Genomic DNA, 16,136 nt, shown 5'->3' with positions numbered 1-16,136 from the left:
CCTCCTACTCGTATTCGTTCCGAAACAGCGGAAGGCTGCTTTCTTCCTGAACGGACACGGGAACCGTACTGTAAACACTTTTGACCCGAATAAAAGCCCCCTCCTGCAAGCCGCTGTCTACAAGCCGCATGCCGCTCGGGATCGGGAACCAGGTTCCTCCGGATTCTTTTCCTTCCAATAAATAGCTGCCTGCATCTTGAACAGCGTCTTCAGCCGCCCATTCCAGCATCCACTGCTGCTTAAAACCATCCGCGCTTAGTCCATCCGGTATTTCTACATCGCAAACCTGAAGATTCGTTCTGCCATCTATTAAAGTTAATATCATAGTCTATTGCACCTGTTCCTTCTGAATTTCTCTATCATCATACCACTGTTTTCCCTGCTAAAGGGCAGTCAAATTTGTAAATCCATTACAAATGACTCACAAAAATAGTCTCTTGGGCGCAGCACACAATCATGAAAGCGTTCTAGCGAATGTCTGCTTGCCTGTGAGAACAGTCGGGCGAAATGACAAACAGGAGTGAAGAGAAACCTCCACCCCTGTTAACTGCTTAAATCTCTATAATCAGTATATAATTACATTACAGAAATCACTTATACAGCTTACTTTATAGACAAACCTCTGTCCTTCAGCAGCTTGATAAACATCCCGCCGACCACGCTGCGGTGCTGGAAACCGATCTGCCGGGCCGTAATCGTATCGTACCAGTCCGAGAACGGTACGCGGTCCGGGGTTTCATTCAGAAAGTCCCAAAGCGGCGAAATGATCTGCTCGAAGTCCTTCCGCTCCTCCGCCAGCGAAGCAGCCCAGACGAGCCAGTCCCCTTTGGTGTAAGCTTCACGGTTATCCAGCGGCACGCCGTAGCGGTTTTGCTTCTCCAAATACCAAGCCGTTTCCCGACGAACAAGGGATGGATCAAAGAGATTCGTTCCGAAAATAAGATCCCATACCAGATTGTATTTCAAGCTCCAGGTGCCTTCCCCTTTCTCGCTAAATACCAATTTGGTATGCGGGCTTCCCTCGCTTTGATCCTCCGCAAGTTTCGTCCACTGGCCGGCCATGTCCTTAGCCGCCTGCAGGTAACGGTCCGCTTCGGCAGAATCGCCCAGCTGCCTGCACAATAAGGAGTAGCTGGCCACTCCCATGATCGCTTTGGCCGACAGGTTGGCATTGCGGGCCAAATGGCCGGCGAAATCATCGGTGCACAGCTGATTCTCCGGATCAAGCCCGTATTCGAGCAAATAATCCGCCCACCGGGACAACAGCTCGCGGTGCTCCGCCGCAAACTCCCATTGTCCGTCGGCCAGGCTGACTGCCGCTGCCATCACCAGCATATTGCCGCATTCCTCGACCGGCATTTGGGCCTCTCGCGCATTCTCCCCGTACACCTGACCGTTAGCGAGCGGATATTGGCCGACGTCATGGGGAGCAAATTCAAACGGCCAGGCTTCGCTTGCCGCATATTTTAAGATAGGCCGCATCATTCCGCGGACAAGCTCCGGCTGGTACAGCAGAAAAAGCGGAATCGAAGGATAGCTGACATCGACTGTAGCGATACAACCGTTGCTGAAGCATTCTTTGGACATGAACAGCGGCTGGCCTTCCGGATCAAGCACAAGCTTATGCGCTGCGATCGCCTGCCGGTAGGACAGGGACAAAATATCGGCGTATTTCTCTCCGCCGGAACGCACGGCATCCGCCTGCAGCTGCCGGTCAAACGCTTCGCAGCGCAGGAGGATGTCCGAATATTCCCGAAATGCGTGTTCTATCATTTCCATCGTAGTTTGGCCATCTTTCTTCCAATACGCCTCAAGCCTGCGCCCAAAATATTCGATCGAATAAACATCGTCATACGCAAGCACAATCATCTGCGATTTACCTGCCTTGCCGTCTACCTCGCCGCAATTCCAAACGGCTGCCAGCACCGGCTGGGTATCGCGAACCGTCTGCGCCTCATTCGGTGAAGGTGTCTTGCTGCCTGCCTTGAGTTCACCGGTGCGTACAAACGACTTGCGGACTTCCGCCGGTCCCATCCATGTCTGCATGTCAGGAGCCTGCTGCACCGCCAGCATCAAGCTGCCCCAGTCGATCCGCAGATCGTCTCCCGAGGCGTTCAAAACCTGCTGCTCTGCGCTTCTCGCCTGCATAATCGCCAAATGTTCATTTTTCTCCTGCCCCAGTACAACCTTTTGCTCGCTGGTGTTCACGCACCATTCTCCGGTCACGTCGAAATAAAGCTGCACGTCATGCGGATTACCATCCAGGGAACGTACCCGGAAGGATACATAAGACGCCGGCCGCGACAGAAGCTCCAAGGAATCGGGCAGCAGCGGGCTGGTAAATACAACCTCCAGCGCAATGCCTCCCGCCTCAAAGGTGTAAGAGGTGGACAGCGGGGTAACCTGAAGTTCCGTTTGCTGCATAGCTTCCGGCTCCGCATAATAATTTTCCGGATTTGGCTCAGTTAAACCAGCGAACCTCCAAGGCGTTCCATCGATGCGGATCAGCCCGGTCAGCGCATTCCGCTTACCCGTCCAATGCCGGGTGAAGTCGCCGGTTAGACGGTCGGCCATCGACCAGACGCTGAAATAAGGATCAATGGTAACTAACGGGACTGCGGGTGGGCGTAAAGTCGTTGTCATAAGAGATCTGCCTCCAAAGAATGGACCCGGTTATGTGCCGGGCCATAAACTTATTTTGTAATGGTAATGCGTGTGCCTTCATCCCCATGCTCGTAAGCAATCAGCAGGGTTTGCGACGCCGGATCATATTCGTATTTCAGTTCAGCCGCTCCTGCTTTGACGGCTGCCGGCTCTGCTTCGCAGCGAATTCTCGCGGCCGCTTTCAGCGGACGCGGCCCCTTAGCCGTAAATGAAAGGTGATGTTTATCCTCGAAATAATCTTCGATCCTTGAGGATGCGGCGATGATCGCGCTGCTTGGCTGCCCGGCGTATTCCAGGTCGTACAAGAAAGCCTGCTTCCCCGGCAGGATGGTCACCTGCTCTTTCACGGGCAATCCCGCTTCGAGCAAATCTACGTATTGGCCTTTCAGCGTAAGCGGCGTATCGCTTACCGATTCGCTCATTACCGCTGCAATCATATAGGGTCCCCGGCGGATCCGGTAATAGTTCAGCGCCTCCCAGCGCAAATTCTGGCCATGCCCGGTTTGATCCGCTCCCTCCGCTCCCTCTGCTTCCTCTGTTTCGGAGGTATTCTCCAGGGCCGCCATCGCCTCCCGTACCGCAGTCCGCAGGCGTTCCGCTTCTTCGGCGCTTTGCGCGAGCCGTTCCGGACGCACACGCATATAGGAGACAAGGCCGCTTCCTACTCGGGTAATGCCTTCCGGAGTGTGAGCCGGGCTCAAGCCCAGGCATTCGAACAGATGCTCTCTTGGCGTGGCGTATCGGCGTTTCCCCTGGTTCCACCATTCCCGGACTCCGTGGTACGGATCGCTGTCATCGCCGACATAGACCAGCGCGCCGCCTTCTTGCACCCACTGGGCCAAAGCATTATGCAGATCCGGATATTCCGGTTTCATGAATTCATAACTCAACACGAGTACACGATAATCATCCAAATACCCCGGAAACCGCCGCACGTTATCAAGCTGCACCGGCCTTACCGGCAGGCCATGCTTGATCAGCGGCAAGGTCAAGCCGTAAAATTCCGAAAGATTGAGCAGCTCCACGGCAGCTTCATCCGTAAGCTCCACTTCATTGGTGCCGTCGTATTTCATCATGAAGCCGGCCGTCTCCGTTCCGATCCGCTTGCGCTGAAACATTGCCGAATCGGACAGAAATACGCCGGTAACGGCAGGATTTCCGTAGACTTGAACGTCTTCCTGCTCCATGCTGCCTAATGTATGCATGACAGTAAGCAGCACGCTAGCGTAATCCCCAGGGATGCCTTCTCTGCCATTTCCGTCTTCCGCAGGATATTGCCCTTCGAAGATTCTCCTAGGCCAAGGGGCCACCTCATACCGGGCAATTCCGGGATGAAGCAGCGAGGCCGTCAGCGTCTTGATGTAATTCTCCCGGTAATCCGCCCACGTCTGTTTCGGGTCGTCTTCGATCGGATCATGGAGAAACCACATGCTCCGGTCGGTGCCACGCACCAGCTCCTGCATGATGCCGTACTCCAAAAATGCCGTCTCAAACGTCCGTTCTGCGCGTTTGCCTTCGTAGACATTAGCCGTGCGCGACGTTCCCGTCCAGATTTGAGCGATATAGCCGTTAACCGAAGGCAAATCGAGCAGCCTCGATTCCGGGCTGACAATCCGCCATTGGGTATAGTTGATCAAGCTGTGTGTCGGGACAAAAAATCGCAGCGGCCGATTATACCGGACTAATGAATATTCCTTGAGCGCTGAGCAGATGCGGTCCAGGCAGCGGGTATACAAATAAGCCTTGAGCTTGGAAGCGCGGTACTGCGCATCCTCTGAAGCATGGGGCGGAATCCAAGGCTCGTTGTAGTAATTTTGCCATTCGCGTTTAAAGGCCTCGGAGTAACCGCCCTCCACCCAGAATTCCGGCTCTTCCAAATGGATGGCCTCCACGCCCGCATCCACGGCGGGACGAATCCGTTCCACCAGAAAGTCGGCATAACTTATCGTTGGCACCATATAAGGAATGTCCGCTGAAGTCCCATGGATAATCGTTTCACCGTCATGGTATTTCTGCGCTTCATCCCAGTGCGGACGGCCGTCCACCTTGCCCTTTAGATAATCCTGGTAGCCGCCCCAGGATACCCCGGTCATCAGGTGAACCCGGTAACCCCGCTCCGCCCATTCGCGGATCCGCCGCGGCATGGATTCGTTAATGCCGTATACCATCACGAAATCCGCCTGCAGATCATACGCAGGTCCGAAGGTGCTGCCCTCTTGAAATCCGGTTCGTTCTTCCTTCCGTGATTTCCCTGTCACTGCCTGAACTCCTCCTTCCTTTAGGCAAATGCCACACGAATTGTCTTAATTTCAAACGGCGTAAAGGACAATTTTATTTCATTCGTCTGTTCCGCCAGCAGTCCTACCGGATTCTCCAGCAAATCGGCTTCCTCTATCGTCCGGCAATTCAGGCCGATAGATAGATTGGTTTCGGCTCCGGCACCTGCCGTCTCATACAGCCGCAGAATCAAATGATTGCTGTCCTCGGCTTTTTTGACGGCCTCCAGCATGATGTTTGGATGATCAAGCCGCACCAGGCTAAACGGCTGAATAAGTTCCGCTCCGTGCTCGCTTGGTTCCTGTGCTTCAGCTATAGTGAGCGGAATGTTCAGCTCGTACCCTTTGCGGTAAACGCCTGCCTGAATGAAATCGCCAGAATGAGGATATAAGGCATAAGTAAATTTGTGTTCGGCCTGATCCGCTTTCGGATCGGGGTAAGACGGACTGCGCAGCAGATTCAGGTCCAGCACACCGTTCTCCGCGCTGTGTCCGTATTTGCTGTCGTTTAGCAGCGCTACGCCGTAATCCGGCTGCGACAAGTCGATGTAATGATGGGCACATATTTCATCGCGTGCAAACTCGATCGCATTGTTGCGGGTCGTTGGCCGCTTGAGCACCCCGAACTGAATTTCGCAGTTCACTTGATCGGCCGCCACCTGCACGGGAAAAGCGACCCGCAGCATTTTGCCCGCTTCGCGCCAGTCCGCTTCGGTATCGAACCGCAGCAGCTGCCCATCTTGCTCCAAACTAATAATCTGCTTCAGGGTCGACTCCCCGAACCGGTACTCCTGCTCGATTACAGCGCGAGGTCCAGCCACGAAACCCTGCACCCGCTTAAGCTTCATCGTGCCGGCAAACATCTCGCGGTAATCGCGCGGGAAATCCCAGGCATCCCCGTCATCATGGTAAAGCGTAAATACGTTGGCCTTCGCTCCCGGCTGCAGCGTTTCCCGTCCAGCCGCCTTATCGTACATCGATACGATGCTGCCGTCTTCCGCAAAACGGACCGATAGCCGCTCGTTCTCCAGCCTGAAATCCTCCGCGATGAGCAGGGCCCCCGGCTGATCCGTTTCAGCTTCTGCAAGCGAACGCCAGCCCATGCCCGGTACTTGCACGAAATGCCAGCTGCTGCCGTATTGCACCCACTCCCTCCGCTCCCACGGCAAGGAGTTGAACAGGACAGGCGTTCCGGCCGCCCCGCCGGACAAACCGGCCAGCCGCCCGTAAATACCGGCGATCATCGTTTGCACTTCTGCCAGCAGCTTGCCGTAACGCTCCAGCGACTCGTCGTACACTCTTGTGATCGAGGAGCCGGGCAAAATATCGTGGAATTGGTACAATAGCATTTCCTTCCAGACCGCCTCAAGCCGTTCGGCCGGATAAACGTCTTCCTCGCCGCCCACAGACCAAAGCAATGAAGCCGTGAACTCCAGCTCCCGCAATGCTTTCTCCAGCTTGCGGTTGTACCATTTGTTGCGGGCTTGCGTAGTCAGCGTCCCTTGATGTTTCTCCAGATACAGCTCCCCGCGGTAGGTCTGGAAGCGGGAAGTTTCCCGCTCCAGCCGATGAAAGAAAGTGACCGCAGGCTCCTGCACCACCGGCAGCAGCCCCAGCAAATTCCGCTCCCGGGCCAGCCGTTCCAAATGTTCTTCTCCCGGACCGCCGCCGCCGTCGCCGATGCCGAACAGCATGAGCGCATGCTCCGAAACACCGCGATCGAGGTAGCTTTGCTCAATTTTGGCAAGCGACCGCGGAGCCGCAGGACCGTTGTAAGTGTCCTCCGGCGGCAGATGAGTCAACACCTTCGTGCCATCGATGCCTTCCCATAGGAAGCTGTGATGCGGATGGGTATTATAGACGCTCCACGACAGCTTTTGGGTCATCATATAGTCCACTCCGGATTTCTTGAGCAGCTGCGGCAGGCTTCCCGTATAGCCGAATACATCAGGCAGCCACAATACCTTGATTTCCTTGCCGAACTCCTGCTTAAAAAAACGTTTCCCGTACAGGATTTGCCGCACAAGCGCTTCACCGCCGGATATATTGGTATCCGGCTCTACCCACATGGCGCCCTGCACCTCCCAGCGCCCTTCCTTGACACGTTCCTGCACCTCTGCATATAGCTGCGGGTAATGCTCCTTCATCCACGCATACAGCTGCGGCTGGCTGGCGCCAAACATGTAATCCGGGTATTTCTCCATATTGCGCAGCGCGGTGGAGAAGGTTCTGGCACCCTTGCGGATCGTTTCGCGGATCGGCCACAGCCAGGCAAGATCGATATGCGCATGCCCGATTGCGCTGACGGTTAAGACGGGATCGCCGCCCTGCTTCGCAAGTTCCGGCGCCAGCTTGGCTCTGGCCAGCTGTACGGTATCTTCGGTAATCTCGGCGAGCAGATTCGCCGCCTCATATACGTTTTGCAGCACCCGCGCCTTTCTGGCGCTCGAATCCGGCAGCTGCTCGGCCAGCTCGATCAGCACCTCCAGGTCGTAATACAAAAGGCGTGCTTCTTCGTGGCATATGGCTATACACGCTTCTTTAAGCGTTCCGCTGCGGAAGCGGCCAAACAAATCGTTGCAGCCGCCGTCTCCCCACAAATCGATGACTTCCCCGCCTTGAGCCGCAGCGCTGATATCCACAACACGTTTGCCGGGCATTCCCAAGCTGTAATCGAATTCGGAGCTCACATTGGTTAAACCTTGGCGCGGGGTTCCGGCTTCGTCCACCAGGCATAATTCCCCGTTGATGTCGATAAGCAGCACTACTTTACGGCCATTGGCCGAACCTGGCACCTGTCCCCGGAAATGAAACCAGGCGCAGTCCCAAAGCTCTCCCCACCTGTCGCCGGGCTTAAGTTCAAGCGGTCTGCCTGACATTCGCTGGTCATAGGTCACCGGTTCTTTCGTTACCCAAGCGTTGACAGTCAAAGAGGCTATCGGCTCATAAATGTAATCTCGAAGCTTGGACAGCCGTCCCTTCGCTTTCTGGGTCATGATCGGATTTGTTTCATAAGGCATGCTGCATCACTCTTTCAATGAAATTTACTTCGTTATGGCCTCCGCTCTCTTCTGCGCATCATCCAGAATCGACTTGATATCGCCGTTCGTCATCAGCGATTTGGTTACCGCGTCACCGAACAACTGCCAGACTTTGGAGTCTTCCTTGGCAAATGTCGGCAGTCCCTGCACATTGCCGGACATGGCCAAATAGTGCTGGTACATTTCAGGGTGGGCCGTCTTGTATTCATCCTTCTCGGCAACGGATTTGAGCACCGGCGAACGGACGCCCGTATCGGCGATCAGCTGCTGGATATCCTCGCTGTACATCGCGCGGATATAAGCAAAAGCGGCTTCTTTGTTTTTGGCATCCTTCGGCACCGAATGGAAGGCCGCGCCGATCGTAATGTTGCCCGGCTTGCCGTTAGGTGAAAGCGGAATTTGAGCCATGCCGTAATCGATGCCGATTTGCGAGCTTTCAACCGCGCGCCAAGGTCCGTCGATCAAATAAGCAATTTGTCCTTTTTTGAAGGCATCGAAATACGTTCCTTCATTGGTGTTGGCCATGAGGCCTGCCGGATGGGCCGCGTTCAGCTGCTTCATGAATTTTACAGTTTCTACATTGGCATCGGAGTTAAAGGTCGGTTGGCCTTGATCATCCGCAAATCCGCCGCCATTGATGACTACAAGTGTTCCGTACCGCAAATAGCCGCCTGCGTTTGGTCCGGCATATACGCCCCCGCCGTAAAACTTGCCCTTGCCGGCCTCCGTCACTTTCTGCACGTCCGCAAGCAGTTCATCCCAGGTGGTCGGCGCTTTGTCCGGGTCAAGCCCTGCTTCCTTCACCAGCTTTTTGTTCCAGAACAGGCTGCTTACGCCCGGCTGGGAAGCAAAGCCGTAAATCTTTCCATCGTACTCCATCGGCTTCCAGGCCGCCGGAGCCACGTTGTCGCGGATTTCCTGCGCCATATCGTCCGGGAACGGTTCAAGCAGGCCCTGCTGGGCAAAACCCGGCATTTGGGTTTCCCCGACGATAATATCCGGTATGTTTTTGGCCAGGAAACCGGCCGTTTCTTTCTGAATGAGCTGTTCGCCCCAGCCCCAATCCTCCATTTTCACCGTGACGTTCTGCTCCTGCATTTTCTTGAGCATGATCGATTGGTAGAAATACGGGAAGACGGCTGCCTTGAGCGGGCTTCCGGGCGTATAGCTGAAATCCTCCGCGACAACTCGCGGATTCTGCGCTTCATCGGCGATGAGCGACTGCTTTTTCTTCTCCAGCAAATCGCTGAGCGCACCCACGCCGACGGCGACCGCACCTTCGTTCAGCACGGTGATCGTTGTGCCTCCTGGCGAGGAAGTGTCCTTCCCGGAGCTGTCCGCGCTCTGGCTGTCCGCAGGCTGGTCACTGCTTTGGGCATTGCCGCCTCCGCCCCCTCCGCCTCCGCAAGCGGTCAAACCGGCAGTGAGCATTAACGAAAGAATAATGAAGGACATTTTTTTCTTTAACATGCTTGAACCCTCCCTGACATTTTGAATTTGTATGCAAAAGGATGGTTATCCTTTGATACCGGTATTGGCCAAGCCTTGGACGATGTACTTTTGGAAAAAGGCGAAGATAAGCAGGGCCGGAATCGTGATCCCCATGCTTAAGGTGATGATCATCGGATAATCGATTACAGCACCCGGGCTGGCCCCAACGGATGAAATCCGCGTAATGGCTGCTGGAAGCGTTTGCAAGTTATCGCTGGTTGTATAAAAGAAAGGGGTAATGAAGTCATTCCAGGTTCCCAGCGCCGTCGTGATCGCGATAAAAGCCATAATCGGGAGCTGTAGCGGGAACAAAATTTGAAAGATCAGCCGGAAAGTGCCGGCCCCGTCCATAACCGCCGCTTCGTCGATCTCCAGCGGCACTTTCTCCAGCGACTGCTTCACCAGGAAGGTGCCCATAATATTGATGCTGGGGCCGCCAATCAAATAAACCCACCAAGAGTTGAGTATCCCTGTTCCTCCGGTAAACGGGTTATTCCCCCCGGCAAACGGAAATCTGGCGAACTCCAGATAAGTCGGGATAATGGCCAGCGTGCCCGGAATCATTTGTGTCGCCAGCAGAATCAGGAAGATCGCTTCCCGCCCTTTGAATTTCAAGCGGGCAAAAACGTAACCGGCCAGGAACGAAGTCAATATAGCCCACAACGTGTTATAAACGGTCCGGATGACAGAATTTCTGAAATACATGGCCACCGAAGAATCCGCCGTGCCTATAATGAGCTCTTTGAAGTTTTCCAGAGTCGGTTGCTTGGGAATCGGAAATATGCTAAGTACAGTGGATGTAAACTCCGTTTTCGTAAAGAACCCGGCAAGCACCATGAAGATCAATGGATAGAGTAAAATAAGGCCGATGCCAAGCAGCAGGATATGTCCGATGAGATAAGCGGGTTTGAACTGATTTTTAAAGTTCTCCTTTCGCGTTGCGGACATGGCTCTCCCCCCTCTTTCCTTTGCGTTTTACCGGCTTGATCGGGATCGTCGTCCGTTTGTCGGATTTGGTTGACCAATTGTAATACAGTACGGTGGCCACTATGACGATCAAAGCCATAATCAGAGAAGAAGCTCCGGCCATGCCGAGGTTGAAATCCCAGAACCCGTCGCGGTAAATCCGGAAGACCAGCACCTCCGTTTGCCCGTACGGCCCGCCGTTGGTAATAAACAGCACCTGTTCATAAATTTGAATCGCACCGATCAGGCTGGTGATCACGATATAGGTCGCAATCGGCTTCAAGCCTGGCAAGGTGACATACCGCAGTTTGTTAAAACGACCGGCCCCGTCGATTTCCGCCGCTTCATAAAGCGAGACGTCAACGGACTGCAACCCCGCCAGCCAGATCAGCGCCGCTCCCCCCACGCCTTTCCAGACCGAATAGACCACGATCCAGAAAATGCCCCAGCCGACGGAATACTGCCACACGATCGGTTCCTTGCCCATCGCTTTAAGAATGTTGTTGATCACGCCGTTATTTGAATCCAGAAAGATGTTAAATACCTGCGTGGTGGCCACTGTCGCCGTAACAGCGGGGATGTACCAAATCGAGCGATAGAAGCCTTTGCCGAAAAGCGGCATATTCATCAGCAGCGACGCCCCGAAGCCCGCAGCCAGCGTGATGAACGTGACGAGGCCGCCAAGCCATATCGACCTCCATAAGGCATCCGTATAGACCGGGTTTTTGAAGAAGTCGATAAAATTGTCAAACCAGATAAAGTTGGGCGTATCCGCCAGCCCTACCCACTCAAAAAAGCCGAGCGCAAAACCAAACAAGGTCGGAAAACCCGAAACCACCAGCCAAAACAGAAACATCGGAACCAGAATTACGGCTGCGATCAAGGCATCCTTATGTCTGCCCCTACGCCGGTTGAAAGAGGGCCTTCCCTCCCGTTCTGCCGTTTTCTCCATAGTCCAAGCAACCTCCCTACTGATTTCAGTCCTGCAAGAGCCTGTGTGAAGCAACTAATCAATTGTATTATTAAATATAATTAGTTATGTCATTTAAGTCAAGATATACTATGTCATTTATTGCTGTTTTTTTTTGCAAAAAAAAAGACACCTGCTCCTGGCGAGCAGATGTCATTACGATCGATCAAACCTTTAAGGATTTCTTTCCGGCGCGGCTTGCCGTCCGCGGAATTCGTTCTGCTTTCGCAGCGGCCCCGTCGATTGGCTTTCGATCAGCTTAGGCTGGAGGATTACCTTGGTATAGCCCTGATCTTTGGGTTCGTTGTTCTCGAACAGCTCCAGCAAAATGTTGGCCGCCGCCTCTCCCATCTCAATTTCCGACTGCGAAATATGCGAGAAATAAATCCACTCGTGCAAGCCCGGAGACGGATCATCGAACGTCAGGATGGAGACGTCCTCCGGCACCTTGAGGCCAAGCTCCTTGCATATGGAATAAATGTGCAGGCCAAGCCGGCCGTTTAGCGTAATATAGGCGGTAGCGATTTGATTTTTGATAAAGCGGTACAAAGGGTGCTCTTTATCGATTCCGCTGTAATCCACTTTGAAATCGGTTAAGATCAAAGCCGGATTAATCATGGCTTCTTTCTGCTTCAAGGCCTCCATATAACCGTTGATCCGGTCCTCAACCGTAATGGTCGGCAGCGGAGAATCGGAGCAGATGGCGATGTCGCGGTGTCCAAGCTCCCATAAATAATCGACGGCCAGCTGACCGCCGATCAATCCGTCGCTGCGCGCCACGTTAGTGGCTACGCCGGGCAGATAACGGTCGATCAGCACAAACGGGAATCCCTGCAGCTTCAGGGACAAAATCTCCTCGTTGTACATCTCCGCATCGGAGGGGAAAATGATCAATCCGGCGGCACCTTTGCGAATCAGATCGCCAATCGCTGCTTTCTCCCGGTCGATCGAATTGTAAGTCAACACGATCTGAAGGGTATACGGACTGTTTTCAATAATGTTATTGATCCCCTGCAGCAAACGAATGGCGAAATAATCCACGAGCTGCGGCATAACCAGTCCGATCGTTTTGGAGGTCTCGCCCGTATAAGGATAGGTCTCGGCTCCAAGCGGCATGTGTTCTCCGTTCGCGGCAAATGTTCCCTCGGGCTGCGAAAAGCCCGCTCCGCCGCCTTCCGGATGAGCCCTCGCTCCTGCCTCTTGCTGATTTTGACGAGGCAGCAGCTCGCCGATGCCTTCGCTGACAAAGCTGCCTTTGCCCGGAATACGGTAAATCCACCCGTCCTTCGCCAGCTGCGTCAGCGCATTCGCCACGGTGATCCGGCTGACATCAAACTGGTCCATCAATTCCTTCTCCGAAGGAATTTTATCATCTTCCTTCAGCTTTCCGCTCAGGATCAAATCTTTAAAATACTGCTGAATCTGCATATATAACGGTTTTCGTTCATTTCGCATCCTATGGATCTCCTCACTTGTTTCTCTCTTTCACCTCTTTACGTTATATCATTTATGTCATTTAGTCAATGATTTGAAAGCTGGAATTCTCACTTGACAATACATATTAGATATATTTAACATATTCATCAGGCGTTGTCGTTTGTACCTATAAATGACGGCCGGAAAGGAGGGGATTTGTGCCCGGCTGACGGAAATTTCCAAACGATGGCCCCCCAATACGAGGACATGAGGTGAACGAACTTGATTCGAAAAATCGCGATTACATGTTTCGTTATCTGTTGTACGTTATCTTTAAGCTTTGGCAACACCTCAATATCTGCACAATCCTCTACCCCTTTATCGAAAAAAAATCAAATTAGCTGGCCATTATCGCAAGCGCTTCCAAGCTTTGCAAACGCAAAGCATCTTGATGTTGCCGATGTGATCGATGAATCCGGCGATATGCGGCTGCTGCTGAGTACCTTGCAGGGCATCGTAAACCGTTCGGAACCTCGGATTTATTTGCTGGAGAACGAAGAAGAGGGCAAGACAACCTGGCTGAACGACCTCCACGTCCCTTATGTTCAGCACAAGGATCCATGGCAGCTTGTTAAGAAATACAAAAACGAAGTCAAAGGCCTGATTATTTATGATCCGCAGGTTCCGGATTCTATCAACGTGGCGACAACCCTGGCAGGACTGAAAGACGCCGTCGTCGCCGGACCTGAGCTGGCTGCCAAGCTGCAAGCCGCTCCCTATAAGCTGAAGGTGCTTGAAGATTTACGCGGCAAATTCAAGGACCGTCTGGACGCCTACACCTGGCAATACGAACATCTATGGAACCAAACCACTCATCGGATGCTGGTCGGCTTGAGCCCTGACACCTCCATCAAAATTCCGTCAGGACTGCCCGAATCGTTTGAGACGATCGCCCAGGAAACGGAACAAATCCGCGACGCCAGCAACAAAGCTTCTTATGATCTGGATTTGACCCGTTTCTTAGGCAAAGATTCCGTATACCTGCGTTTTGACGATGCCTTTACGCAGGATGGCTGGGGATCGGCCGTTCATGAGATTACCGTCAAAGCGGACGGCAAGATCATCGCTCAATTTGTTCCGGGCACACCGGAAGAAGAAGCCTTCCTGTACGACCGTCAAGGCTCGCAGATTTCCGCCGGGGATGGCGGACACCGTTTTGCCGATGGCGGGAATTACTTTGTGTACCGGTTCACTCCTCCGGCTGGAACTCAGGAGCTGACGGCTTCCGTTGTTATGTGGAACCAATATAAAGTATCCGCCGGCAACGTTCAGCCTCTTTCCTCCGAACAGAAGGAGCCTTACGGCTACCTGCGCGATTACGCGGTTGCCAACAAAGCGATGGTATTCTGGCTGGAAGTGAACGATCCAAAGCAGAAAGCTTTGTTTGAAAAAATCCTTTCCAGCGTTAAACCGGGCACACCTTATCTGGGCTGGTTCAGCAACGATACAGCCGGCGAATTCAATTCTGTCGAGGTGACCTCCAATTACGGCGTTTATGTGCTGGCCGCCGATTGGTTCTCCAACATGACCGTCTTCTCCGGCACCCAAGTACAGCCAACCCGTCCTCAAACGTCCGTCACCCATGAATTGGACAACAAAATCTATGTGACCTACACGTTCAGCGAAGGCGACAATTTCCAATACAATCAGCATCGCATGCGAATTCTCTGGGACGATCCAGCCCGCGGCCAGGTTCCGATCAACTGGACCTCCAGCCCGCTGCTGGTTGATGCGGCTCCAGCCATTCTCAACTATTACCAGAAGACGGCAACCGCGAATGACTTCATAATGGCCGGACCGTCCGGAGCAGGATATTTTTATCCGTCAGCCTGGCCTCAAGCGAGTTTTGATGATTTTCTGAAGCAATCCTACAAATATCTGCAGAAATCCGGCATGAATCTCACCTATGTGCTGAACCGGATCAACGGGGAGAACGTGCCGCTGGGCTCTTCCTACGCCAAGGACTATGAGCAGTATTATAAGGCGCCAGGACTGTTCCTGAGCTGGGAAGATCGCTATGGGGTGGATATTCTGAACGAATCCCTGCCGGTATCAACCATTCAAGGCATCAGCACCGTCCAGGACGGCCTCCGCATTCTGGAGCAAGCCAAAGCGGACTGGGATGGTAAATCTCCATTGTTCGTCTCGCTCGGCCTGCTGGCCTGGAGCCTGACCCCAACGGATGTCGCCACCATGACGAAAGAGCTGGGACCGGAATTCGAAATTGTAAGGGGCGATCAATATTTCTCGCTCATTCGTGAAGCGAACGGACTTCCCGTCAAGCCTTAAGACGGCTCAAGTCAACTGATTAGAGGCCTGCAGATCAGCGATCCAAGCTGAAACTGCAGGCCTCTTCTTTCTGGCTGCAAGCAGATCAAACTGAGGCCCAGGCTGTAGAAGGAAGGGTCGTTATTTACCTTGTTCACCATTTTTTCACCAAATTATCTAAAAAAAACGAAACCAAGAAGCAGCTTCGTTCGTTACTAAAGTATAGCGAGCTGAAAAAAGTGTCGTTACCCTCGGCAAAGGGTAAACAAACAGCAAGAAGAGACGACCGATTGCCGTCTCCTTCTAGTATTTAATCAATTTGTTATATTTTCTTAAGCTAGTTTTAAGCAAAAGGTTTTACAATTTAATTAATGAAATTAAAACTATAGAGGTGATTAGAGTGAAAACGGTCATTCATTTTGATAACAAACTCATTCCCGTCTATTTCAGCTCCGAGAACAAACAACCTATGCAACGTACACTTAAATTGCTGACAAACGCGCTCGATCATAAAATTCGCAACGGCAAGCAAGCGCTGAAAAAATGTTTGACTTCTTTGATTAGCATTGAAATTGAAGGTTCCGAAGCCATTCTTCACAGCAAAAGCGAATTTGATTCTTTGGCGCTCTCACTCTACTAATCTTTCTATTTATGGTGTAGAGTAGAAGACTTGTGTTATTTGTTCTTTATGAAGTTGAGGAAGCCCGCAGCTACGGTTATACCGCCGTTCTGTGGGCTTCTTCTTTATACCAGGCTTGTTCGATCCGGATTAGAAACAGGTTTAGCAGATTGCGTCTGATGTTCTCTTCCTCGCATTGTTCAAGCTTCCTCAGAATAAAACGGTCAATGGCCATAGTAAGCACCCCTCGTCCTGAATTATATTACCGAGCAGGAACAATTTTCCTGTTCTTCTGGTATTTCTTATTTAACCGTTCAGATCAATTTAAAACTTCCCCCTTCCCGCCGCTCTGCATAGTCATTCCG

General features: G+C 52.7%; 11 protein-coding genes. 2 read left to right on the top strand and 9 right to left on the bottom strand.

What is annotated here, in order from left to right; translation table 11 throughout:
* Window positions 1–4 precede the first annotated feature (4 nt).
* From CBE73_RS01080 to CBE73_RS01045, 8 genes are all read right to left on the bottom strand, one after another.
* Complete coding sequence (locus tag CBE73_RS01080; protein ID WP_094092619.1) at window positions 5–325, bottom strand: hypothetical protein; 321 nt, start codon at window positions 323–325, stop codon at window positions 5–7.
* Between the two features lie 278 nt (window positions 326–603).
* A complete protein-coding gene (locus CBE73_RS01075) occupies window positions 604–2,643 on the bottom strand; it encodes a glutaminase family protein (RefSeq protein WP_094092618.1) in 2,040 nt (679 codons plus the stop codon).
* Window positions 2,644–2,693: 50 nt separating this feature from the next.
* Entirely contained in the window at window positions 2,694–4,922 is a 2,229-nt protein-coding gene (locus tag CBE73_RS01070; protein WP_094092617.1) for a hypothetical protein, read from the bottom strand.
* Window positions 4,923–4,942: 20 nt separating this feature from the next.
* Window positions 4,943–7,960 carry an alpha-mannosidase gene (locus CBE73_RS01065; RefSeq protein WP_094092616.1) on the bottom strand — a complete coding sequence of 1,006 codons (3,018 nt, stop codon included), beginning with the start codon at window positions 7,958–7,960 and terminating at the stop codon, window positions 4,943–4,945.
* Between the two features lie 24 nt (window positions 7,961–7,984).
* On the bottom strand, window positions 7,985–9,451 hold the full coding sequence (locus CBE73_RS01060) for an extracellular solute-binding protein (protein WP_094092615.1): 1,467 nt from the start codon (window positions 9,449–9,451) through the stop codon (window positions 7,985–7,987).
* Window positions 9,452–9,496: 45 nt separating this feature from the next.
* On the bottom strand, window positions 9,497–10,420 hold the full coding sequence (locus CBE73_RS01055; protein ID WP_094092614.1) for a carbohydrate ABC transporter permease: 924 nt from the start codon (window positions 10,418–10,420) through the stop codon (window positions 9,497–9,499).
* Window positions 10,392–11,390, bottom strand: coding sequence for a carbohydrate ABC transporter permease (locus CBE73_RS01050; protein WP_094092613.1), 999 nt, complete (start codon window positions 11,388–11,390; stop codon window positions 10,392–10,394). Before CBE73_RS01050 ends, CBE73_RS01055 begins: the two co-directional genes overlap by 29 nt.
* A gap of 192 nt (window positions 11,391–11,582) precedes the next feature.
* The gene (locus CBE73_RS01045; protein ID WP_094092612.1) at window positions 11,583–12,863 is read right to left on the bottom strand and encodes a GntR family transcriptional regulator; all 1,281 of its coding nucleotides are present in this window, start codon (window positions 12,861–12,863) and stop codon (window positions 11,583–11,585) included.
* A 423-nt stretch (window positions 12,864–13,286) separates the two neighbouring features.
* On the opposite strand from CBE73_RS01045, the gene CBE73_RS01040 reads away from it, so the two are divergent.
* Together CBE73_RS01040 and CBE73_RS01035 are read left to right on the top strand one after the other, a co-directional pair.
* A complete protein-coding gene (locus CBE73_RS01040; protein ID WP_229752664.1) occupies window positions 13,287–15,173 on the top strand; it encodes a GxGYxYP domain-containing protein in 1,887 nt (628 codons plus the stop codon).
* Window positions 15,174–15,552: 379 nt separating this feature from the next.
* Window positions 15,553–15,792 carry a hypothetical protein gene (locus CBE73_RS01035; RefSeq protein ID WP_068694704.1) on the top strand — a complete coding sequence of 80 codons (240 nt, stop codon included), beginning with the start codon at window positions 15,553–15,555 and terminating at the stop codon, window positions 15,790–15,792.
* Window positions 15,793–15,868: 76 nt separating this feature from the next.
* Here CBE73_RS01035 and CBE73_RS22030 read toward each other — a convergent pair whose 3' ends face one another.
* Window positions 15,869–16,006 (bottom strand): hypothetical protein, encoded by a 138-nt coding sequence (locus CBE73_RS22030; RefSeq protein WP_174704634.1) that lies wholly within the window; start codon window positions 16,004–16,006, stop codon window positions 15,869–15,871.
* Window positions 16,007–16,136: the final 130 nt, after the last annotated feature.

This window comes from Paenibacillus physcomitrellae (assembly GCF_002240225.1).
GTDB classification, from domain to species: domain Bacteria; phylum Bacillota; class Bacilli; order Paenibacillales; family Paenibacillaceae; genus Fontibacillus; species Fontibacillus physcomitrellae.
The sequence above is the reverse complement of the archived record's forward strand: the minus strand, read 5'-3'. Positions and strand labels throughout refer to the sequence as shown.